Source organism: Pseudomonas sp. FeN3W (assembly GCA_030263805.2).
Lineage (GTDB): Bacteria > Pseudomonadota > Gammaproteobacteria > Pseudomonadales > Pseudomonadaceae > Stutzerimonas > Stutzerimonas stutzeri_G.
The window spans coordinates 2904892-2925492 of the sequence record CP136010.1 but is presented as its reverse complement, the minus strand read 5'-3'; the positions used below and the strand labels follow the sequence as shown (position 1 = coordinate 2925492).

At 63.3% G+C, this 20601-nt stretch carries 21 protein-coding genes; 15 read left to right on the top strand and 6 right to left on the bottom strand.

Translation table 11 applies throughout. The features are described 5' to 3' along the window. Positions 1–25: 25 nt before the first annotated feature. The 10 genes from atpE to glmS all read left to right on the top strand — a co-directional run bounded on the left by atpE (position 26) and on the right by glmS (position 10026). Positions 26–253 (top strand): F0F1 ATP synthase subunit C, encoded by a 228-nt coding sequence (gene atpE / locus P5704_013855; GenBank protein WOF77150.1) that lies wholly within the window; start codon positions 26–28, stop codon positions 251–253. 92 nt (positions 254–345) lie between these two features. Next, complete coding sequence (locus P5704_013850) at positions 346–816, top strand: F0F1 ATP synthase subunit B (GenBank protein WOF77149.1); 471 nt, start codon at positions 346–348, stop codon at positions 814–816. A 12-nt stretch (positions 817–828) separates the two neighbouring features. Further along, a complete protein-coding gene (locus P5704_013845; GenBank protein WOF77148.1) occupies positions 829–1365 on the top strand; it encodes a F0F1 ATP synthase subunit delta in 537 nt (178 codons plus the stop codon). A gap of 15 nt (positions 1366–1380) precedes the next feature. Beyond that, positions 1381–2925 carry a F0F1 ATP synthase subunit alpha gene (atpA, locus tag P5704_013840; GenBank protein ID WOF77147.1) on the top strand — a complete coding sequence of 515 codons (1545 nt, stop codon included), beginning with the start codon at positions 1381–1383 and terminating at the stop codon, positions 2923–2925. A gap of 50 nt (positions 2926–2975) precedes the next feature. Beyond that, positions 2976–3842, top strand: coding sequence for a F0F1 ATP synthase subunit gamma (atpG, locus tag P5704_013835; protein WOF77146.1), 867 nt, complete (start codon positions 2976–2978; stop codon positions 3840–3842). A 30-nt stretch (positions 3843–3872) separates the two neighbouring features. Continuing rightward, positions 3873–5249 carry a F0F1 ATP synthase subunit beta gene (atpD, locus tag P5704_013830; GenBank protein WOF77145.1) on the top strand — a complete coding sequence of 459 codons (1377 nt, stop codon included), beginning with the start codon at positions 3873–3875 and terminating at the stop codon, positions 5247–5249. A gap of 74 nt (positions 5250–5323) precedes the next feature. Beyond that, the gene (locus tag P5704_013825; GenBank protein WOF77144.1) at positions 5324–5752 is read left to right on the top strand and encodes a F0F1 ATP synthase subunit epsilon; all 429 of its coding nucleotides are present in this window, start codon (positions 5324–5326) and stop codon (positions 5750–5752) included. A gap of 145 nt (positions 5753–5897) precedes the next feature. Beyond that, positions 5898–7259 (top strand): bifunctional UDP-N-acetylglucosamine diphosphorylase/glucosamine-1-phosphate N-acetyltransferase GlmU, encoded by a 1362-nt coding sequence (glmU, locus tag P5704_013820; GenBank protein WOF77143.1) that lies wholly within the window; start codon positions 5898–5900, stop codon positions 7257–7259. Between the two features lie 131 nt (positions 7260–7390). Further along, entirely contained in the window at positions 7391–8173 is a 783-nt protein-coding gene (locus tag P5704_013815) for a DeoR family transcriptional regulator (protein WOF77142.1), read from the top strand. 2 nt (positions 8174–8175) lie between these two features. Continuing rightward, positions 8176–10026 (top strand): glutamine--fructose-6-phosphate transaminase (isomerizing), encoded by a 1851-nt coding sequence (gene glmS / locus P5704_013810; protein WOF77141.1) that lies wholly within the window; start codon positions 8176–8178, stop codon positions 10024–10026. Positions 10027–10073: 47 nt separating this feature from the next. Here the strand turns inward: glmS and P5704_013805 are convergent, their stop codons facing one another. From P5704_013805 to P5704_013790, 4 genes are all read right to left on the bottom strand, one after another. Then, complete coding sequence (locus tag P5704_013805) at positions 10074–10628, bottom strand: biliverdin-producing heme oxygenase (GenBank protein ID WOF77140.1); 555 nt, start codon at positions 10626–10628, stop codon at positions 10074–10076. After that, positions 10621–13026, bottom strand: a complete 2406-nt coding sequence (locus P5704_013800; GenBank protein ID WOF77139.1) for a response regulator — start codon at positions 13024–13026, stop codon at positions 10621–10623. Before P5704_013800 ends, P5704_013805 begins: the two co-directional genes overlap by 8 nt. A gap of 66 nt (positions 13027–13092) precedes the next feature. Beyond that, positions 13093–13566, bottom strand: coding sequence for a response regulator (locus P5704_013795; GenBank protein WOF77138.1), 474 nt, complete (start codon positions 13564–13566; stop codon positions 13093–13095). Continuing rightward, on the bottom strand, positions 13566–15836 hold the full coding sequence (locus tag P5704_013790; protein ID WOF77137.1) for an ATP-binding protein: 2271 nt from the start codon (positions 15834–15836) through the stop codon (positions 13566–13568). The genes P5704_013795 and P5704_013790 overlap by 1 nt, the downstream gene beginning before the upstream one ends. 226 nt (positions 15837–16062) lie before the next feature. On the opposite strand from P5704_013790, the gene P5704_013785 reads away from it, so the two are divergent. Next, the gene (locus P5704_013785; GenBank protein WOF77136.1) at positions 16063–16470 is read left to right on the top strand and encodes an SMI1/KNR4 family protein; all 408 of its coding nucleotides are present in this window, start codon (positions 16063–16065) and stop codon (positions 16468–16470) included. Positions 16471–16552: 82 nt separating this feature from the next. Next, positions 16553–16927, top strand: a complete 375-nt coding sequence (locus P5704_013780) for a DUF3301 domain-containing protein (GenBank protein WOF77135.1) — start codon at positions 16553–16555, stop codon at positions 16925–16927. 4 nt (positions 16928–16931) lie between these two features. Here the strand turns inward: P5704_013780 and P5704_013775 are convergent, their stop codons facing one another. After that, positions 16932–17918 (bottom strand): CobW-like GTP-binding protein, encoded by a 987-nt coding sequence (locus P5704_013775; GenBank protein ID WOF77134.1) that lies wholly within the window; start codon positions 17916–17918, stop codon positions 16932–16934. A gap of 70 nt (positions 17919–17988) precedes the next feature. On the opposite strand from P5704_013775, the gene P5704_013770 reads away from it, so the two are divergent. Beyond that, positions 17989–18351 (top strand): NADH:ubiquinone oxidoreductase, encoded by a 363-nt coding sequence (locus P5704_013770; protein ID WOF77133.1) that lies wholly within the window; start codon positions 17989–17991, stop codon positions 18349–18351. Between the two features lie 61 nt (positions 18352–18412). Here P5704_013770 and P5704_013765 read toward each other — a convergent pair whose 3' ends face one another. Further along, entirely contained in the window at positions 18413–18940 is a 528-nt protein-coding gene (locus tag P5704_013765; protein WOF77132.1) for a DUF3617 domain-containing protein, read from the bottom strand. Between the two features lie 164 nt (positions 18941–19104). Between P5704_013765 and P5704_013760 the strand changes: the two genes are divergently transcribed. Together P5704_013760 and P5704_013755 are read left to right on the top strand one after the other, a co-directional pair. Further along, positions 19105–19620, top strand: a complete 516-nt coding sequence (locus P5704_013760) for a sigma-70 family RNA polymerase sigma factor (GenBank protein WOF77131.1) — start codon at positions 19105–19107, stop codon at positions 19618–19620. Continuing rightward, positions 19620–20582, top strand: a complete 963-nt coding sequence (locus tag P5704_013755; protein ID WOF77130.1) for a FecR domain-containing protein — start codon at positions 19620–19622, stop codon at positions 20580–20582. The genes P5704_013760 and P5704_013755 overlap by 1 nt, the downstream gene beginning before the upstream one ends. Positions 20583–20601: the final 19 nt, after the last annotated feature.

Here is a 20601-nt window from a genome sequence, read left to right as displayed (position 1 = left end):
CCCCCCTTAGCTTCAGGAGCTTTACATGGAACTCGTCTACATCGCCGCCTCCATCATGATCGGTCTGGGTGCCCTGGGCACCGGTATTGGCTTCGCCCTGCTGGGCGGCAAGCTGCTGGAATCCACTGCTCGTCAGCCTGAGCTGGCTCCCCAGCTGCAAACCAAAACCTTCCTGATGGCCGGCCTGCTCGACGCCGTGCCGATGATCGGCGTTGGTATCGCGATGTACCTCATCTTCGTTGTCGCCGGTTAATCACTTTCCGGTTTGAGATGGGGTTCGCCGGGCGAGCCCCGTCGCCGTGGAATGACTCCCGCGTTGAACGAGATAGCACGAGGTAAATCGCTGTGAACATTAACTTGACGCTGTTCGGTCAAACGCTCGCCTTCGCTATCTTCGTCTGGTTCTGCATGAAGCTCGTATGGCCGCCCATCACGGCAGCCATGGCAGCACGCCAGAAGAAGATCGCTGAAGGACTGGATGCGGCAGGCCGTGCGCAGCAAGACCTGAAACTGGCTCAGGACAAGGTGTCCAACACCCTCCGCGAGACCAAGGAGCAGGCAGCCCAGATCATCGAGCAGGCGAACAAGCACGCCAATGCGATCATCGAGGAAGCCAAGCAGCAGGCACGTGTCGAAGGCGAGCGACTGGCCGCCGGCGCCCGCGCCGAGATCGAACAGGAAGTGAACCGTGCCAGGGACCAACTGCGCAGTCAGGTAGCGGCTCTTGCCGTCGCCGGTGCAGAGAAGATCCTGGAGTCCCAGGTGGACGCCAAGGTGCACAACGAGCTGGTCGAAAAACTGGCCTCCCAACTCTAAGCGAGGCAAGCGATGATCAATACCCAGACGCTTGCTCGGCCTTACGCGAAAGCCGCTTTCGAGTTCGCCAGCGCCGCAGGAACGACCGAGTCCTGGTCGAAAATGCTGAACCTGGCCGCCATCGCTGTTGAAGTCCCAGAAGTCGCAGCGTTGCTGAACGACCCCCGCCTGACCAGCGAAAGCAAGGTCCAGGGGCTGGTGCGTCTACTCGGTGACGACGCCGACGAAGCTTTCCGCAACTACGTCCAGACCCTTGGCGAGAACGATCGCCTGTCGGTACTGCCGACCGTGTGGGAGCTGTACGAGGACATCAAGGCGCAAGCCGAGAAAACGCTCGAGGCAGAAGTTGAAACCGCCTTCGAGCTCAGCAACGAGCAACTCCAAACTTTGGCTGCCGCCCTGTCGAAGCGGCTAGATCGCACCGTCAACCTCCAGCAGGCCGTGAATCCTGCGCTGATCGGCGGCGTGTTGATTCGCGCCGGTGATGTGGTTGTCGACGGTTCGGTCCGCGGCAAACTGAGCCAGTTGGCCGAATCGTTGAAATCCTGATTTGAGGGTCATGGCATGCAGCAACTGAATCCTTCCGAGATTAGTGAAATCATCAAGCAGCGCATCGAGAAATCGAATGTCGCTGCTCAAGCCCGTAACGAGGGCACCGTCGTCAGCGTTTCTGACGGTATCGTACGCATCTACGGTCTGGCCGACGTCATGTACGGCGAGATGATCGAGTTCCCTGGCGGCATCTTCGGTATGGCACTGAACCTGGAGCAGGACTCCGTAGGTGCCGTGGTTCTGGGTAACTACCTGGGCCTGACCGAAGGCATGAGCGCCAAGTGCACCGGCCGCATCCTCGAAGTTCCGGTTGGTCCGGAACTGCTGGGTCGCGTAGTCGACGCACTGGGTAACCCGATCGATGGCAAAGGCCCGATCAACGCTCAGGCAACTGATGCGGTCGAGAAGGTCGCGCCGGGCGTGATCTGGCGTAAGTCCGTCGACCAGCCGGTGCAGACCGGTTACAAGTCGGTCGACGCCATGATCCCGGTAGGCCGTGGCCAGCGTGAGCTGATCATCGGTGACCGTCAGATCGGCAAGACCGCCCTGGCCATCGACGCCATCATCAACCAGAAGAACAGTGGCATCCGCTGCGTCTACGTCGCCATCGGTCAGAAGCAGTCGACCATCGCCAACGTGGTGCGCAAGCTGGAAGAGCATGGCGCGCTGCACAACACCATCGTTGTCGCTGCGTCCGCTTCCGAATCCGCTGCCCTGCAGTATCTGGCTCCTTACGCCGGTTGCACCATGGGCGAGTACTTCCGCGACCGCGGTGAAGACGCGCTGATCGTGTATGACGATCTGTCCAAGCAGGCTGTGGCTTATCGCCAGATTTCCCTGCTGCTGCGTCGTCCGCCGGGACGTGAAGCCTACCCGGGCGACGTGTTCTATCTCCACAGCCGTCTGCTGGAGCGTGCGTCGCGTGTTTCCGAAGAGTATGTCGAGAAGTTCACCAACGGTGCCGTAACTGGCAGGACCGGCTCGCTGACCGCTCTGCCGATCATCGAAACCCAGGCGGGCGACGTTTCCGCGTTCGTTCCGACCAACGTGATTTCCATCACCGACGGTCAGATCTTCCTGGAATCGGCGATGTTCAACGCAGGTATCCGTCCGGCCGTCAACGCCGGTATCTCGGTATCCCGCGTCGGTGGCGCCGCGCAGACCAAGATCGTCAAGAAGCTGTCCGGTGGTATCCGTACCGCTCTGGCTCAGTACCGTGAACTGGCTGCGTTCGCGCAGTTCGCTTCCGACCTCGACGAAGCGACCCGCAAGCAGCTGGAGCATGGTCAGCGCGTTACCGAGCTGATGAAGCAGAAGCAGTACGCGCCGATGTCCATCGCCGACATGTCCCTGTCCCTGTACGCCGCCGAGCGTGGCTTCCTGACGGACGTGGAAGTGGCCAAGGTTGGCGCCTTCGAGCAGGCCCTGATCGCCTTCTTCAACCGCGAGTTCGCCGATCTGATGGCGAAGATCAACGTGAAGGGTGACTTCAACGACGAAATCGACGCTGGCCTGAAGGCTGGTATCGAGAAGTTCAAGGCCACGCAAAGCTGGTAAGCCGCAGCGGGAGCCGAGAGGCTCCCGCCTGCTAACCCGATAGGTGTCAAATGGCAGGCGCAAAAGAGATTCGCAGCAAGATTGCGAGCATCAAAAGCACGCAGAAGATCACCAGCGCCATGGAAAAGGTGGCGGTCAGCAAGATGCGCAAGGCACAGATGCGCATGGCTGCCAGCCGCCCATATGCGGAGCGGATCCGGCAGGTCATCGGCCATCTGGCCTTTGCCAACCCGGAGTACCGTCACCCGTTCATGGTGGAGCGTCCGGTCAAGCGTGTCGGCTATATCGTCGTGTCTACTGATCGTGGTCTTTGCGGTGGCCTGAACATCAACCTGTTCAAGGTCCTGATCAAGAACATGAAGGAGTGGCACGACCAGAAGGTCGAAGTCGACCTCTGCGTGATCGGCAACAAGGGCGCGAGCTTCTTCCGCAGCTTCGGCGGCAACGTCGTCGCAGCGATCGGCAACCTCGGCGAAGAGCCATCGATCAACGATCTGATCGGCAGCGTCAAGGTCATGCTCGATGCCTTCCACGAAGGCCGGATCGATCGCTTGTACCTGGTATCCAACAAGTTCATCAACACCATGACCCAGAAACCGACGGTCGACCAACTGCTGCCACTGGCCGCAGACGAGAACGCCGAGCCGGTCAAGAAGGGTCAGTGGGACTACCTCTACGAGCCGGACGCCCAGCAGCTGCTGGATGCCCTGCTGGTTCGTTTCATCGAGTCCCAGGCCTACCAGGCGGTGGTCGAGAACGGCGCGGCCGAACAGGCGGCGCGGATGATTGCCATGAAGAACGCAACCGACAACGCCGGTGAGCTGATCGGCGACCTGCAACTGGTCTACAACAAGGCCCGTCAGGCTGCGATCACTCAGGAAATTTCGGAAATCGTCGGCGGCGCTGCCGCGGTTTAAGAACGGTTCAAATATTCAGAGGAACCAAACATGAGTAGCGGACGTATCGTTCAAATCATCGGCGCCGTTATCGACGTGGAATTTCCGCGCGATGTGGTACCGAACGTCTATGACGCGCTGAAAGTTCAAGGCGCCGAGACCACCCTGGAAGTCCAGCAGCAGCTGGGCGACGGCATTGTCCGTACCATCGCCATGGGTTCGACCGAAGGCCTCAAGCGTGGCCTGGACGTCGTCAACACCGGCACCGGTATCTCCGTACCGGTCGGCAAGCAGACCCTGGGTCGCATCATGGACGTCCTGGGTAACCCCATCGACGAAGCCGGCCCGATCGGCGAAGAAGAGCGCTGGACCATTCACCGCGCTGCTCCGTCCTACGCAGAGCAGGCTGGCGGCAACGAGCTGCTGGAAACCGGCATCAAGGTTATCGACCTGGTTTGCCCGTTCGCCAAGGGCGGTAAGGTCGGTCTGTTCGGTGGTGCCGGTGTCGGCAAGACCGTAAACATGATGGAGCTGATCCGTAACATCGCCATGGAGCACAGCGGTTACTCCGTGTTCGCCGGTGTGGGTGAGCGTACTCGTGAAGGTAACGACTTCTATCACGAGATGAAGGACTCCAACGTTCTGGACAAGGTTGCCCTGGTTTACGGCCAGATGAACGAGCCGCCGGGAAACCGTCTGCGCGTAGCGCTGACCGGCCTGACCATGGCCGAGAAGTTCCGTGACGAAGGCCGTGACGTTCTGTTGTTCGTCGACAACATCTACCGTTACACCCTCGCCGGTACCGAAGTATCCGCGCTGCTGGGTCGTATGCCTTCCGCGGTAGGTTACCAGCCGACTCTGGCCGAAGAGATGGGCGTTCTGCAGGAGCGCATCACCTCCACCAAGAACGGCTCGATCACTTCGGTACAGGCCGTATACGTACCTGCGGACGACCTGACCGACCCGAGCCCGGCGACCACCTTCGCCCACCTCGACGCCACCGTCGTACTGTCGCGTGACATCGCCTCCCTGGGTATCTACCCGGCGGTCGATCCGCTCGACTCGACTTCGCGTCAGCTGGATCCGCTGGTGATCGGCCAGGAGCACTACGACACCGCTCGCGGCGTTCAGTACGTGCTGCAGCGCTACAAGGAGCTGAAGGACATCATCGCGATCCTCGGTATGGACGAACTGTCCGAGACCGACAAGCAGCTGGTATCCCGTGCTCGTAAGATCCAGCGCTTCCTGTCCCAGCCGTTCTTCGTGGCCGAAGTCTTCACGGGCTCGCCAGGCAAGTACGTTCCGCTGAAGGAAACCATCCGTGGTTTCTCCGGCATCCTCAATGGCGACTACGACCATCTGCCGGAACAGGCGTTCTACATGGTCGGCAGCATCGACGAAGCCATCGAGAAAGCCAAGAAACTGTAACTGGCGCGCCCGTTCGCGGGCGCCAACCAGCTTGACCGGCAGCTGCCGGTCAGGCTGATTACCGAGGCATGAACATGGCTATGACAGTGCATTGCGACATCGTCAGTGCGGAAGAAGAGCTGTTCTCGGGGCTGGTGGAAATGGTCGTCGCCCACGGCAACCTGGGTGACATCGGCGTTCTGCCGGGTCACGCGCCGCTGCTGACCGATCTCAAGCCGGGTCCGGTTCGAGTGATCAAGCAGGGTGGTGACGAGGAGATCTTCTACATCTCCGGCGGCTTCATCGAAGTGCAGCCGAACATGGTGAAGGTTCTCGCCGATACCGCTACGCGCGCCAAGGACATCGACGAAGCTGCCGCTCAGGCTGCCGTCAAAGCTGCCGAGAAGGCCCTGCACGAGAAGGGCGCGGAGTTCGATTACGGCTCCGCCGCCGCTCGTCTGGCCGAGGCCGCAGCCCAGCTGCGGACCATCGAGGCAATGCGCAAGAAGTACGGCCGGCACTGATCGGCCCGCGACTTCATCGCGCTCGAGTAAAAGGGTAGCCTTGGCTACCCTTTTTCTTTTTCTGCCATTTGTCGGCGCTGATACCAGCTGCACCCTGACTGCGTATGGGTGAGCTGACGGGCCGAAACCGTTCAGGAATCGCTTCATGTCTCTCGATATCGTCATTCTCGCCGCAGGCCAGGGCACGCGCATGCGTTCGGCGCTGCCCAAGGTGCTGCATCCGGTCGCCGGAAAATCCATGCTCGGGCATGTCATCGACACGGCCCGTGCGCTGCAGCCGCAAAGCATCCAGGTGGTCATCGGCCACGGTGCCGAGCAGGTGCGCCAGCGGCTGACCGGCGATGATCTAGCCTTCGTCATCCAGGCCGAGCAGCTGGGAACTGGCCATGCCGTGGCCCAGGCGTTGCCGAATCTGTCGGCCGAGCGCGTGCTGATCCTCTACGGTGACGTACCGCTGATCGAAGTTGAAACCCTGCAGCGTCTGTTGCAGAAGGTCGGGCCGGAGCAGCTGGCGTTGCTGACGGTGAAGCTGGACGACCCAACCGGCTATGGCCGCATCGTCCGTGATGCGCGCGGCGAAGTGCAGGCCATCGTCGAGCACAAGGATGCCAGCGACGAGCAGAAGGCGATCCGCGAGGGCAATACTGGCATTCTCGCCGTACCGGGCAACCGTGTCGGCGAATGGCTCGGCCGCCTGTCCAACAGCAATGCCCAGGGCGAGTATTACCTGACCGACGTGATCGCCATGGCCGTGGCTGACGGTCTGCGCGTCGCCACCGAACAGCCGCTGGACGCCATGGAAGTGCAAGGCGCCAACGACCGCATCCAGCTGGCGGAGCTGGAACGCCACTACCAGCTGCGTGCCGCTCGCCGTTTGATGGCCCAAGGCGTGACGCTGCGCGATCCGGCGCGTTTCGATCTGCGTGGCGAGGTGGACGTCGGGCGAGACGTGCTGATCGACGTCAACGTCATCCTCGAAGGCAAGGTGACCATCGAGGACGATGTGCAGATCGGACCGAACTGCGTGATCAAGGACAGCACGCTGCGCCGCGGTGCGATCGTCAAGGCCAACTCCCATCTCGAAGGTGCGGTGGTCGGCGAAGGTGCCGATTGCGGCCCGTTCGCGCGGCTGCGTCCGGGCAGCGTGCTCGGTGCCAAGGCGCACGTGGGCAATTTTGTCGAACTGAAGAACGCGACCCTGGGCGATGGCGCCAAGGCCGGTCATCTGAGCTACCTGGGCGACGCCGAGATCGGCGCGCGGAGCAATATCGGCGCTGGGACAATCACCTGCAACTACGACGGCGCCAACAAGTTCAGGACAGTGATGGGCGAGGATGTCTTCATCGGCTCCAACAGTTCGCTGGTTGCACCGCTGAATCTGGGGGATGGCGCGACGACCGGCGCCGGTTCGACGATCACCGAGGACGTACCGGCGCATACTCTGGGCCTCGGCCGCGGCCGCCAACGAAATATCGAAGGCTGGCAGCGACCGAAGAAGCAGTCGTAGATCCTGCGTTCGGAACGGGGATGCCGGCGTGCTCCCCGTTATCGGGGCCGAGGCTGGATCGCCAGCAGCTTGCAGCCCGCAAGCACTTATGTTTTGATTCGCGCCGTTATCTTTCGAATCGAAACATATACATGTCGAAGCGCAACACCCCGCAACGTCGCCACGCGATCCTCGCCTTGCTCAACGAGCGCGGCGAGGTCAGTGTGGATGAGCTGTCGCGGCGCTTCGAAACCTCGGAAGTCACCATCCGCAAGGATCTCACCGCACTCGGGAAGAACGGCCTGCTGCTGCGCCGCTACGGCGGAGCGGTGCAGTTGCCGCAGGAGCTGATCGGCGACAGCGTGCAGCCGGTGTCGTCCTGGAAGCAGGCGATTGCCGCCGCCGCGGTCGGCTGCATTCGCGAGCACGCACGGGTCATCATCGACAGCGGCACCACCACGGCGGCGATGATTCCGCAACTGGGCCACAGGCATGGCCTGGTGGTGATGACCAATTCGTTGAACGTGGCCAATGCCCTGCGTGAGCTGGAGCATGAACCGGTGCTGCTGATGACCGGCGGCACCTGGGACCCGCATTCGGAGTCCTTTCAGGGCCAGGTTGCCGAGCAGGTGCTGCGCTCCTATGACTTCGACCAACTGTTCATCGGTGCAGATGGCATCGATCTGGAGCGGGGCACCACCACCTTCAACGAACTGCTAGGGTTGTCCCGAGTGATGGCCGATGTCGCGCGGGAAGTCATCGTGCTCGCCGAGGCCGACAAGATCGGTCGGCGCATTCCCAATCTCGAGCTGCCTTGGAGCAGCGTGCATACCCTGATCACCGATGAGCGCCTCAGCGACGAGGCGCGCAGCAGCATCCTGGCCCGCGGCGTCAAACTGATCTGCGTGGCCGTCGAAACCAATCTGGAGACCTGAGCATGTGTGGCATCGTTGGCGCCGTCGCCGAACGCAACATCACCGCGATCCTTCTCGAGGGCCTCAAGCGCCTGGAATACCGTGGCTATGACAGTGCCGGCGTTGCCGTGCTGGATGAGAACGGCACGCTCGAGCGCCTGCGCCGTAACGGCAAGGTCGCCGAACTGGAACAGGCTCAGCAACAGACGCAGCTGGCCGGCCGCCTGGGCATTGCGCATACCCGCTGGGCGACCCACGGTGCACCCTGCGAGCGCAATGCTCATCCGCATTTCTCCGGTGACGATCTGGCCGTGGTGCACAACGGCATCATCGAGAACCACGAGGCACTGCGGGCTCAACTCAAGGAGATGGGTTACGTATTCCTCTCGGATACCGATACCGAAGTCATCGTGCACCTGCTGCACCACAAGCTCGCTTCGCTTGGCGACCTCACCGTTGCGCTGAAGGCGGCAGTCAAGGAACTGCATGGCGCCTACGGCCTGGCGGTGATCTCGGCCCGCCAGCCCGATCGCCTGCTCGCCGCGCGCAGCGGCAGTCCGTTGGTGATCGGTCTGGGCCTGGGGGAAAACTTCCTCGCTTCCGACCAGCTGGCGCTGCGTCAGGTCACCGACCGTTTCATGTATCTGGAAGAGGGTGACATCGCCGAAATCCGCCGTGATGCGGTGCATATCTGGGATGTCGATGGCCAGCCGGTGCAGCGCGAGGCCGTGCAGTACCACGAAGGTGCCGAAGCGGCGGACAAGGGCGAGTATCGCCACTTCATGCTCAAGGAGATTCACGAGCAGCCGAAGGTCGTGCAGCGCACCCTGGAAGGCCGGCTAGGCGATCATCAGGTGCTGGTGCAGGCGTTCGGACCGCAAGCCGCCGAGCTGTTCGCCAAGGTGCGCAATGTGCAGATCGTCGCCTGCGGCACCAGCTATCACGCCGGCATGGTCGCGCGTTACTGGCTGGAAGAACTGGCCGGTATTCCCTGTCAGGTCGAGGTTGCCAGTGAGTTCCGCTACCGCAAAGTGGTGGTGCCGTCGGACACCCTGTTCGTCACCATCTCCCAATCCGGCGAGACGGCCGATTCGCTTGCAGCGCTGCGCAACGCCAAGGCGCGCACCGAGCAGGAAGGTCGCTATCTGGCCAGCTTGGCGATCTGCAACGTCGGCATCAGTTCGCTGGTACGCGAATCGGACCTGACCTTGCTCACCCAGGCCGGCCCGGAGATCGGCGTGGCTTCGACCAAGGCCTTCACCACCCAGTTGGTCGGCCTGTTGTTGCTGACCCTTTCGCTGGGCCAGGTCCGTGGCACGCTTTCCCCTGCGCTGGAGGCCGAGCTGGTCGACGAGCTGCGCCGGCTGCCGACCCGCCTCGGCGAGGCGCTGGCGATGGACGCTACGGTGGAGAAGATTTCCGAGCACTTCGCCGAGAAGCACCACACCCTGTTCCTCGGCCGCGGCGCGCAGTATCCGGTGGCGATGGAAGGTGCGCTCAAGCTCAAGGAAATCTCCTACATCCATGCCGAGGCCTACCCGGCCGGTGAGCTCAAGCACGGCCCGCTGGCACTGGTGGACGCCGACATGCCGGTGGTCACGGTGGCACCGAACAACGAGTTGCTGGAGAAGCTCAAGTCCAACCTGCAGGAAGTGCGCGCCCGTGGCGGCGAGCTGATCGTCTTTGCCGATCGTGAAGCCGGGTTCGACAACGGTGAAGGGATCTTCGTGGTGAACATGCCGCATATTCACGACGTCCTGGCACCGATCCTCTACACCCTGCCGCTGCAACTGCTGTCGTACTACGTTGCCGTGCTGCGCGGTACCGACGTCGACCAGCCGCGCAACCTCGCCAAGTCCGTCACGGTGGAGTGACCGGCTAGCGTGCCTATACAAAAAAAATGTGGGATGAAAATAAAGTCTCAGACGTATTCGCAGTCGTGTTCCAGCGCGGCAGCTTCGGTGAACAGTGCGAAGGTCCGTTCGGCGGCGACCAGCATCGGGTCCCAGGCGCAGCTGGCGGCATCCTGTTCGAGACGGGCGAGAAAGGCTGGCCAGAGCCTGGCGACGTCACCATGCTCGAGGTAGCGAACGGGCGCGGTCGGGTTGGCCTGGCGTATCCGCCGTGCGAGTACGCGGCCACCCAGGCGCGACCCTTCCAGCACGTAGGCGACGCCCCAGCAGCTGGCGAAATCGCTCAGTGACGGTAGCGACAGCGCTGGCGGAGGCGGGCACTCCAGCTCGGCCAGATCGGCCCACAAGGCATGGCGGCGCACCCGCATTGGCCAGTCGTCCAGCAGATCGGCGAAACCGGCGCGCTCCAGCGCGATCTCCGTGGCGCTCAGGACCCGGCTGTGGGCACGCAGGAAGCGGCGATAGCCATCCGGCTGATCGAGGCTGAAACTCGAGAAGGCGGCATCGACCTGTTCATGCAGCGGCGCCGTGGCTTGTCTGAGGCGTGCACGCAGCTCAGCCATCGGTCAGGCTGCCTTCCTTGAGTGCCAGGTAAATTTTGTTCGCCAGCTGTTCCTCGCGGAACGGCTTCTGGATGATCGAGTAGCCGGCCAGGCCCAGTTCGCACAGTTCGGCGTAGCCGGTCACGAAAATGACCGGCAGCTCAGGGTGGCGCATGCGCACGGCGCGGGCCAGTTCGCCGCCGTTCATCCCCGGCATGGCGAAATCGGCCAGCAGCAGATCGACTTCGATATCACCTGCCAGCAGCTGCAAGGCGTGGTCGCCGCTGTCCGCCTCGGTCACCGCGAAGCCGAGATCCTGCAGCATCAGTGCGGTCACCTCGCGCACGCTGGGATCGTCGTCCACCAGCAGGATGCTGTGTTGCGCATTGTCTTCGCGGCTGCCGGCACTCACAGCCACGGTCGGCTCCTGCTGCTGCGGAGCCGCGGTGCGGGGCAGGAATACCTTGACCGTGGTGCCGACGCCCTCGCGGCTTTCGATACGGGCACCGCCACCGGATTGCTTGGCGAAACCGAAAACCTGCGCCAGGCCGAGGCCCGAGCCTTTGCCGACTTCCTTGGTGGTGAAGAAGGGCTCGAACGCCTTGCTCAGCACTTCCTCGCTCATGCCGGTGCCGGTATCGGTCACCGACAGCACCACGTACTCGCCTGGGCCGGGGTCTTCGGCGCGCAGTGCCGCCTCGCTGACCACCACATTGCGCGTGCCCAGCGTCAGTCGCCCGCTGTCACCCATGGCATCGCGAGCATTGATCGCCAGATTGAGGATGATCATCTCGATCTGGGTCGGGTCCACCAGCGCGTGCCAGATGTTGGCCTGGGTGTCGGTCTCGATGCTGACGCTGCCGCCGAGGGTGCTCTTCAGCAGGCTGAGCAGGCTGACCAGGGTGTCGTTGAGGTCGATCGCCGCCGGCGTGAGCTGCTGGCGCCGGGCGAAGGCGAGCAGCTGACTGGTCAACGTGGCACCGCGCTCGCCGGATTCGCGGATGTACTGCAGACGCCGCAAGCTACGCTCTGCCGGGGCGCCCTGTTCGAGATCGCTCTGCAGAAAGCTGGCGCTGGTGAGGATGACCGTCAGCAGGTTGTTGAAGTCATGGGCGACGCCGGCGGTCAGCTGGCCGACGGCTTCCAGACGCTGCATCTGCTGCAGCGTGGCCTCGACGCGTTCGCGCTCCTGGATTTGCGCGCGCAGCTCGCGGTTGGCCTCGGCCAGTTTGTCGACCGCGGCGATTTCGCTGGTGATGTCCCGCGCCGCCGAGTAGATGCGTCCGTCATCGGCGACCACCGACCAGGACAGCCAGCGATAGCTGCCATCGCGATGGCGCATGCGATTGACGAAACGGTTGGTGACCTTGCCTTGGCCGACACGGGCATTTTCTTCCTGGGTCGCCTGCAGATCGTCGGGATGCACCAGCCAGCTCAGCGGGTGCTGCATGAGCTGTTCCAGCGGCCAACCGAAGGCGTCTTCCCAGATGGGATTGAGCGCGACCGGCATCATGTCCAGGTGGGTGACCGCCAGCAGGTCGCGGGACAACTCCCAGGTGCGGTCACGTTCGCGGGTGCGCTCCTGCACGCGCTCGCCCAGGGTTTCGTTCATCTGCCTGAGGGTCTGGGTCGCCAGCTGTTGTTCGGTGATGTCCATCATCACGCCGACGAAGCGCGAGCACTGCTCGCCTTCGAAGAAGGCCTGGCCGCGGGTTTCCATCCAGCGCAGGCTGTCGTCATCGAAAAGCACGCGGTAGGTGATGCAGTACTCACCGCCGTCTTCGCCGGCGATGGCGCGGGCGATCTCCTCGCGTATCCGCTCGCGGTCTTCCGGGTGGCAGAGCCGTTCGAACAGCGGCATGTCCACCGGGTCCTGCGCGCCGATACCGAGCATGGCCCGGCAGCGCTGATCCCAGATCAGCGTGCCACTCTGCGGTTCGTAGTCCCACATGCCCAGGCGTGCCGCATCGATGGCCAGGCGCGCGCGCACCTCGACCTCGCGCAAGGCCTGTTCGGCCTGCAGGCGGCGGCGCCGTTCGTCGACTTCGGCCAGTGCCCGCTCCACGGCCTTGGGCAGAAAGCCGAGGTTCTGCTTGAGCACGTAGTCGACGGCGCCGGAGCGCATCATGTTGACCGCGTGCTCCTCGCCGAACACGCCGGAGAGGAAGATGAAGGGGGTCTGTGGCGCCAGCCGGCGTGCTTCCTGCAGGGCCTGGCTGCCGGAGAAGCCTGGCAGAATGAAGTCCGCCAGGATCAGGTCGAAGGCGCGCCGCTGCAGTGCTTCCACCACGCCGGCATGGCTGTAGACCAGTTCGGTGTGCAGGGTGTAGCCACTGCGCTCCAGCGCCAGCTGGGCGAGTTCGGCGTCGTGCGGGCTGTCCTCGATGAACAGGACGCTGATGTTCTTTGACGCTGGCATATCCATCCTGTCGAGGAAGCACGAATCATTGAAACGGCACGCCAGGCGCGGGCTGGCAATGCTCGTTCAGTTCTTTTCGTCTTTGTTGCGCGCGCGTTTGAGTCGCAGCGAACCGGGTGGCGGCTCGTTGAGCACGGCCCAGAAGATGCCGAGGTCGGAGATTGCGGCGACAAAATCTTTGAATTCGACCGGTTTGACGACGTAAGCGTTCACCCCGAGCTCGTAGGCTTTCATCAGGTCGGGTTCCTCCCGCGAGGAGGTCAGCATGACCACCGGAATGCTGCGCAACTCGGCGGTCTCACGTACGGTCTTGAGCACTTCCAGGCCGTCGACCTTGGGCAGTTTCAGGTCCAGCAGCAGCACTGCCGGATTGCCATCGGCGCGATCGGCGTAGGCGCCGGTGCGCTGCAGATAGCTCAGCGCCTCGGCACCGTCACGCATGATCACCACTTCATTGGCCAGCTGGCTGCGCTCCAGCGCGATCAGCGTGAGTTCCAGGTCGTGGGGATTGTCTTCGACCAGCAGTATCGGTTTGAGCATCAGATGTCTCGGTCCAGGAGGGGCGATGTGTAGGACAGTTTGGGGAGTGAGAAGTAGAACGTGGCGCCCTTGTCCAGCTGGCCTTCGGCCCAGACCTGGCCATCGTGGCGCTCGATGATGCGGCGCACGCTCGCCAGGCCGATGCCGGTGCCTTCGAATTCCTCCATACGGTGCAAGCGCTGGAACACGCCGAACAGCTTGCTCGAGTACTGCATGTCGAAGCCGACGCCGTTGTCACGCACGTAGATCACCACCTCGCCGGCGCGCTGCTCGGCGCCCACTTCGATGACGGCCACCTCACGGGTGCGGCTGTACTTGACCGCGTTGTCGATCAGGTTGCGCAGCACCATATGAATGAAGGCGGCATCGGCGACGACGATCGGCATCGGCAACAGGTGCCATTCGATCTGGCGATCTTCGCAGTCGGGGGCCAGCTCTTCGCGGATCGAGGCGACCAGCGCACCGAGGTCGACATCCGACAGCCGCAATGCCGAACGGCCCATCTGCGAGAAGCTCAGCAGGTTGTCCACCAGCGTGCCGGCAAAGCGTGCAGCGTCGGCGATGTTGTCGAGAAAGCGAATCCCGCGTTCGCTCAGCTGCTTGCTTTCCATCTCGCTGAGCAGCTCGGTGTAGCCGGCGATATGCCGCAGCGGCGCGCGCAGGTCGTGGGAAACGCTGTAGGAGAAGGCCTCCAGCTCCTTGTTGCTGGCGCGCAGCTCGCCGGCCAGCTGGGCCATCTCCTCGGCTTTACGCAAGACGATGCCGAGTACCGCGTTGCGCAATTCCAGCGCGCCTTCGATCACCACCTGATCCCAGGGCTGAGCATAACCGCGCAGGGTTTCCTGCCATCGTTCGAAGCTGTGCCGCGGACTGAGCGCGCCGCTCTGACGGTCGATCTGCTTTTCCGGCTGCCCGGCCCAGTTGACGGTCTTGATCTGTTCGTGGCGAAACCAGATCAGATAGTGCGCGTGCAGGCGCGAGATGGAGATGGCCATGACCCCGGCGCAGTGCTTGGCGAGCACCGGCATGTCGGGAATGTCGCGGCTGATGCAGTCACTGTAAAAGACCAGCTCGTCGCGCCGTTCACCCAGCCACTGCGCCAGCTGCAGGAGCTGCTCATGATCCGGTGTGTCGCCGACGGTCTCGCACTTGTCCGCGGAGATGATCGCCGCGCCGCTGGCGCCGGCGAATCCCAGCACCACCTCGGGGAGGTTACGAAAACCCTCGACCACGCTGTCGCGATCGGCCATCGCCGCGAGCAGGTGGACGATCTGGTGACGCAGTTCCAGCTTGCGTTGCGCGAGAATCTCGCTTTCCCGCGCCTCGATCTGCAGCGAGAGGATGCGGCCGAGCAGCTCGCAGGCAGTGCGCGTCTGGTAAGTGACCGCTCGTGGTTCGGCATCGTGGCAGGAAATCAGTCCCCAGAGGCGGTCGCGGATGACGATGGAGATCGACATCGATGCCAGCGTGCCCATGTTGCGCATGTACTGCAGATGCACCGGGGAAACGCTGCGCAATGCGGCGAAGCTCAGGTCCAGCGGTGCGCCGGAGTCCGGATTGAGCGCCGGCACCAGCGGCGAGGGTTGGTAGTTGGCGTCCTGAATCACCCGGATCAGGTTCTCGCGATACAGCCGGCGCGCTTGCTGTGGGATGTCGGCGGCCGGGAAACACAGTCCGAGATAGCTCGGATAGCCGGGGTCGGCGACCTCTGCCAGTACCACGCCGTTGTCGTCGGCATCGAAGCGATAAGCCTTGACGCGGCCGAAGCCGGCGATGCGCTTGACCTCCCGAACCGCCAGTTGGCAGAGCGCTTCGAGCTCGCGGCTGTCCTGCAGCTGGGCGACGAAGGTGCGCATCAGCGGGTAGAGGGTGTCGTAGGCCTGGCCGGAGGTTTCCGCGCGTTCGAATTCGAGGATCAGCTGCCCGCGATGGCGATGGCCGAGCAGGGCGAACGCCTGGCCGGCGACACCGGTGAGACCGATGCTCACATCGCTCAGATGGAAGGGGTTGTGGTCGTCTTCGCTCAGAGCCGTTAGACCGGCTTCGATGCGTGCGGTGGGCAGCAGGTTCGACAGTGGCTGGCCGAGCAGCGAGCGGGCGTCGATTCCGAGCCAGTGCTGAACGTTTTCACTGACCTGCTGCACGCGCAGCTCGGGCTCGCTGACCACCAGCAGGAAACCGTGAGGCTGGATGCTACCGGGGATGTGGATCGGCTCGTTGGCGCATCGGTCAATGGCCTGGAGCAATTCCTGGGCTTCGGTAGTGGTCATTGTGTGTCCTTGTTCAGGTCCGAGTGGACCAGATGCGGCTGGCAGGCACCAATGCAAATTGCTACCTAATGTCTGCAATTGTGCGGATTGAGTCGGGCGAGTCGCCGTGAATGACTTAATCGAATGATTCGCTAGGCCATGCACTTTAACGCGACAGCACTGGCTCGCCAATCCGGCGGACTGTATAAACGGGACCTTGCCTGGGGGCATACGACAGGAGGTGGATATGGAAGAAGTCATCGAACAGCTGCGCGAGCTCAACGAGCCGGTGCCGGTGCCGCTGGAACTGCCCGACGACGATCTGCTGGTGGAGATCGAGGAACAGCTGTTGATCAACCTGCCGTTCGGCCTGCGCGAGTTCCTGCTCCAGGTCAGCGATGTGATCTACGGGCGCCTGGAGCCGGTCACCGCCACCGATCCGCAGTCGCACACCTACCTGCCGGAAGTCGCCGCCAATGCCTGGGATGCTGGCGTGCCACGCGATCTGATTCCGATCTGCCAGGACGGGCGTGACTACTATGTGGTCGACCTGGAAGGCGAAGTAACCCTGTGGGACGGCGATGACTGCGAGCTGACCCAGGAAACCTGGGAGACGGTCTGGCACTGGGCACGCGACGTCTGGCTGGAAAGCTGAAGCGGATGTACGACGCTGTCCACACGGCGGCGCCGTGGCGGCCTGTTAAGCTGTGCACCCGCCAGCCACTTTCCAATACTTCATGCTGACTCTGAGCAACCTCTTCCTGTTCATGCTGCTGGCTGGCGCGGGCGCCTGGCTTTGGCATTCCCATGGCATTCGCGAGCGTGCCCTGCAGGCGGTGCGGCGGCACTGCCAGAAGCTCGATGTGGAACTGCTCGACGGTAATGTGGCGTTTCGCAAGCTGACCCTGTTGCCGGATGCACGCGGCCAGCGCCGGCTTGCCCGCATCTACGGGTTCGAGTTCACGGTCACCGGTGAGCAGCGGCACCCCGGCACCATCGTCATGTTCGGCGCCCAAGTCGGCCGTATCGAACTGGCGGCGCATCCGTTCCAGCCCGCAGACGAGCCGGGGCGGGTGATTCAACTGGACGACTGGCGTCGCCCCCGCGATTGATGGGTCAGTCGTCTATGCGGCACTCGGTCATGCCCTGTTGCAGTTCCGCCTGCGCCTGCGGCTCGCTGAAGATCAACTCTATCCTCGAATCCCGCCGCCACTCGCTGCTCCTGAAGACCAGCGCCTGACCATCCAGTGCATTGGCCGATTGCCAGCCGCTGCGGCCGTGGGCCACCAGCTTGGCGCGACGCCAGGGCCAACGCGCCAGCCATTGCGAGAGCTGGTCGAGATCGAAACGCTGGCTCGGATGCCAGCGCCAGCCGATGCTCCAGTGCTCCGCTGTCGTCTGAGCCTGGCAGATCGGCTGGCGCGGATCGAGCCACACCTGCGCCAGCGCCGCCGAACCGCTGGGCAGGGTGGGCGCGCGTGCTGATTCACTGGCGCATGCACCGATACCGGGAAGACGTTCCAGGGGCAGCTGGCCTTGTGTGGTCCAGTAAAGTGTTTGCTCGGGCAGTTGCTCGGCCAGTCGTGTTCGGCCGGGTGCATCCAGTGATTCACTCTTGTTCATCAACAGCAGACCGGCTTGCGCCAGGGCCTGCTGGTGGCTGTCAGGCAGGGCTTCGCCGCGGCTGAGGGCGCCGGCATCCAGCACCAGCACGCTCGGCTGGATGCTCAGCACGCTCTGCCATGGCGGCTGGCCGAGCTGGCGCAGCAGTTCCGCTGGATGACCCAGGCCGGAGGGCTCGATCAGCAAGCGGTCTGGTTTTGCCTGGCGTAGCAGGCGCGCCAGGCCGACCTGGAACGGCACGCCGTTGACGCAGCACAGACAGCCGCCGGGGATCTCCGCCAGACTGATATCGTCTGTTTCGGTCGTCAGCAATGCGGCGTCCAGGCCGATCTGGCCGAACTCGTTGATCAGTACGGCCCAGCGTTCGTCGGCGGGCTTCTGATCGAGCAGATGGCGGATCAGGCTGGTTTTGCCGGCGCCCAGCGGGCCGCCGATGACATGGGTCGGAATATGTTCGAGCATGGCGGCTATGTTGCGCACTTTGCGCTGGGTCTGAAAGGGGGCAGTGGCTCATGCTAAAGTCGCCGGCGGTTCTCGGAGAGGTGAAATCGTGCGGCTACCGTTCTTGCTGACAGTCCTGTGCGGCCTGCTCGTCGCTGGCGACGTGATGGCCGAAGCGTGCGTCATTAACAGCCACGACGACCGCGTGGCAGTGAAGCTTTGTCAGGCGAACATCAACATCCCCGCAGAGCTGTTCCGCACCGGTTTCTGTCAGCCGCAGCTGAAGGATCACGAGGTCGAAGTCGAGTTCGTCGACCACTGCCCGGACGGTGCCTTCGGTGTCTGCCGCAACGCGCAGGTGTCGAACATGCCGTACCGGCAGGACATCCACTATTACGGCATCGCCAGTGATGCGCGCTTTCTCCAGCCCGCCTGCGAACAGAACAACCAGGGCCGCTGGGAGAAGAACTGACGCCAGCCCAGCAGCCATAGGGGTTTCACGTGGAACCTCGGCTGGATTTCCCGGTTGCCTTCTACCGAGCCGGTTTCAATGCGCCGCAATCGTCCGCTATCCAGCGCGCGTGGGATTCGATTCGTGACGTTCCGGTTTCAGTGCCCTGGCGGTATTGGCTCTCCACGGTGCTGACGAATTCCTTGTCGCTAATGAAGCGCGTCTCACCCTGACCTCGCGCATCAGGGCACTCGAAACGGAATTTCCACAGCTTGTCGCCACGCTCGGTGATCTCCTGGGTACAGGCCGGATCATCCTGAAAGGGCAATTCATCGGACTCCACCTGGGCCTTGCTCAGACAGATCTGCACACCCTTGCCGCCAAGCTTGACGCCTTGCGCGGCCAGCATTTCCTCCATCATCCGGCGTTGATCGGCGGGCAGGTTCTCCATCTGCGCCAGCATCGCGTCCATGCCCGGCATCTGTTGGCCGTCCACCTGTATATCGCCGCTGCTGAATTCCCAGAGGCCCGGCAGGATCTGCTGCGCATGGGCGGGCATCAGCGTCAGGGAGAGAAGCGCGAAAGCGGCCAGACGTGGCAGTTGGGTCATGAGCGTGGCTCCGGAGATGGGTTTTGTTCCTTCAGCCTAGTCGAGCTTTTCCGCACCGTGCCCGAACGGGCAGCGGACAGCAAAGAACGCGACAGCGATTGCCGATGGATTTATGTTGTTGAGAAGCGTTAGCATTAGCGCCTGCAGCGCTCATGGGAGGCCGCATGGCAACTGAAGGTATGGTTCGGCAGCAGATGCTGCATCGGCTCTATGCCGACCATCACGGCTGGCTGAACGGCTGGCTGCGGCGCCAGCTGGGCTGCAATCAGCGGGCCGCCGATCTCGCACAGGATACCTTCGTGCGGGTGATGACCAAGGATCAGGACATGAGGGCCATCCGCGAACCCAGGGCTTACCTGCATACCATCGCCAAGGGCCTGTTGATCAACCATTGGCGGCGTCGGCAGATCGAGCAGGCCTATCTCGATGCACTGGCACTGCAACCCGAGCCGGTTGCACCGTCGCCGGAATCCCAGGCGCTGATCGTCGAAACCTTGCTGCAGGTCGACGCCATGCTGGCTCAGCTGCCGTCAAAGGTGCGCAGCGCCTTTCTCATGTCGCAGCTGCAGGGCATGACCTACGCTGCAATCGCCGTCGAACTCGGTGTTTCCGAGCGGATGGTGAAGAAGTACATGGCTCAGGCCATGCTGCATTGCCTGCTGCTGGTGGCGGAGGACTGATGGGTACCGATTACCGCGTGCTGCAGGAAGCGGCGAAGTGGTTTGCCGTGTTGCAGTCCGGCGCGGCCAGCGCTGGCGAGCGCCAAGCCTGGAGCGCGTGGCTGGAACAGCCGGAACATGCCCGTGCGTGGGCCAAGGTCGAGCGCATAAGCGGTCAGTTCCAGCCGCTGGCCGACGATGCCGTCGGGCGCACCGCCGGCGCGATGTTGCACAGCCGCCAATCGAATCGCCGCCAGGCACTGAAGGTGCTATCCGTGCTTTGTGGTGGTGCGGCCCTGAGCCTGGCCGGCGGATCGCTGCCCTGGCGACAGTGGGCGGCCGATGAGCGGACCGCGGTCGGTGAAGTTCGTGATCTGCGTCTGGCCGATGGCTCGCGGCTCTGGCTGAACACCGATACCGCAGTGGATATTGCCGATGACACGACCGCGCGCAGGCTGGCCCTTTACCGTGGCGAGCTGCTGGTCGATGCCTCGCTCAGTCGAAGCGGGCGGCCGTTGCTGCTGACCAGCCGTGAAGGCCGCGTGCGCAGCGAGCAGGCCGCGCGTTTCTCGCTGCGCCAGGAAGATGGCCATACCCGGCTGAGCGTGTTCGCCGGCGTTGTGGATATCCAGCTGGATGGTTTCGGCACCACCCGTGTGGCGGCCGGGCAGCAAACCGATTTCGGTCGCCGCCATATCGCGCCCCTGTCGGCGGCACGCGCCGAGCATCAGGCCTGGGCGAGCGGCGTGTTACTGGCGGACAACCAGCGCCTGGAGGATTTTCTCGTCGAGCTGTCGCGCTATCGACACGGCTATCTCGGTTGCGATCCGCGTATCGCCGATCTGCGCGTGGTCGGCGCCTTTCCCCTCGGTGACACCGAGCGTGTGCTGGATGCGCTGGCGGCGACGCTGCCGGTGCGTATCGAGCGGCGCATGGCCTGGTGGGTCAGCCTCGAACCTGCCGCGGCACGAGGTGGCGCGTAGCTCGTTGCGGACACGAATA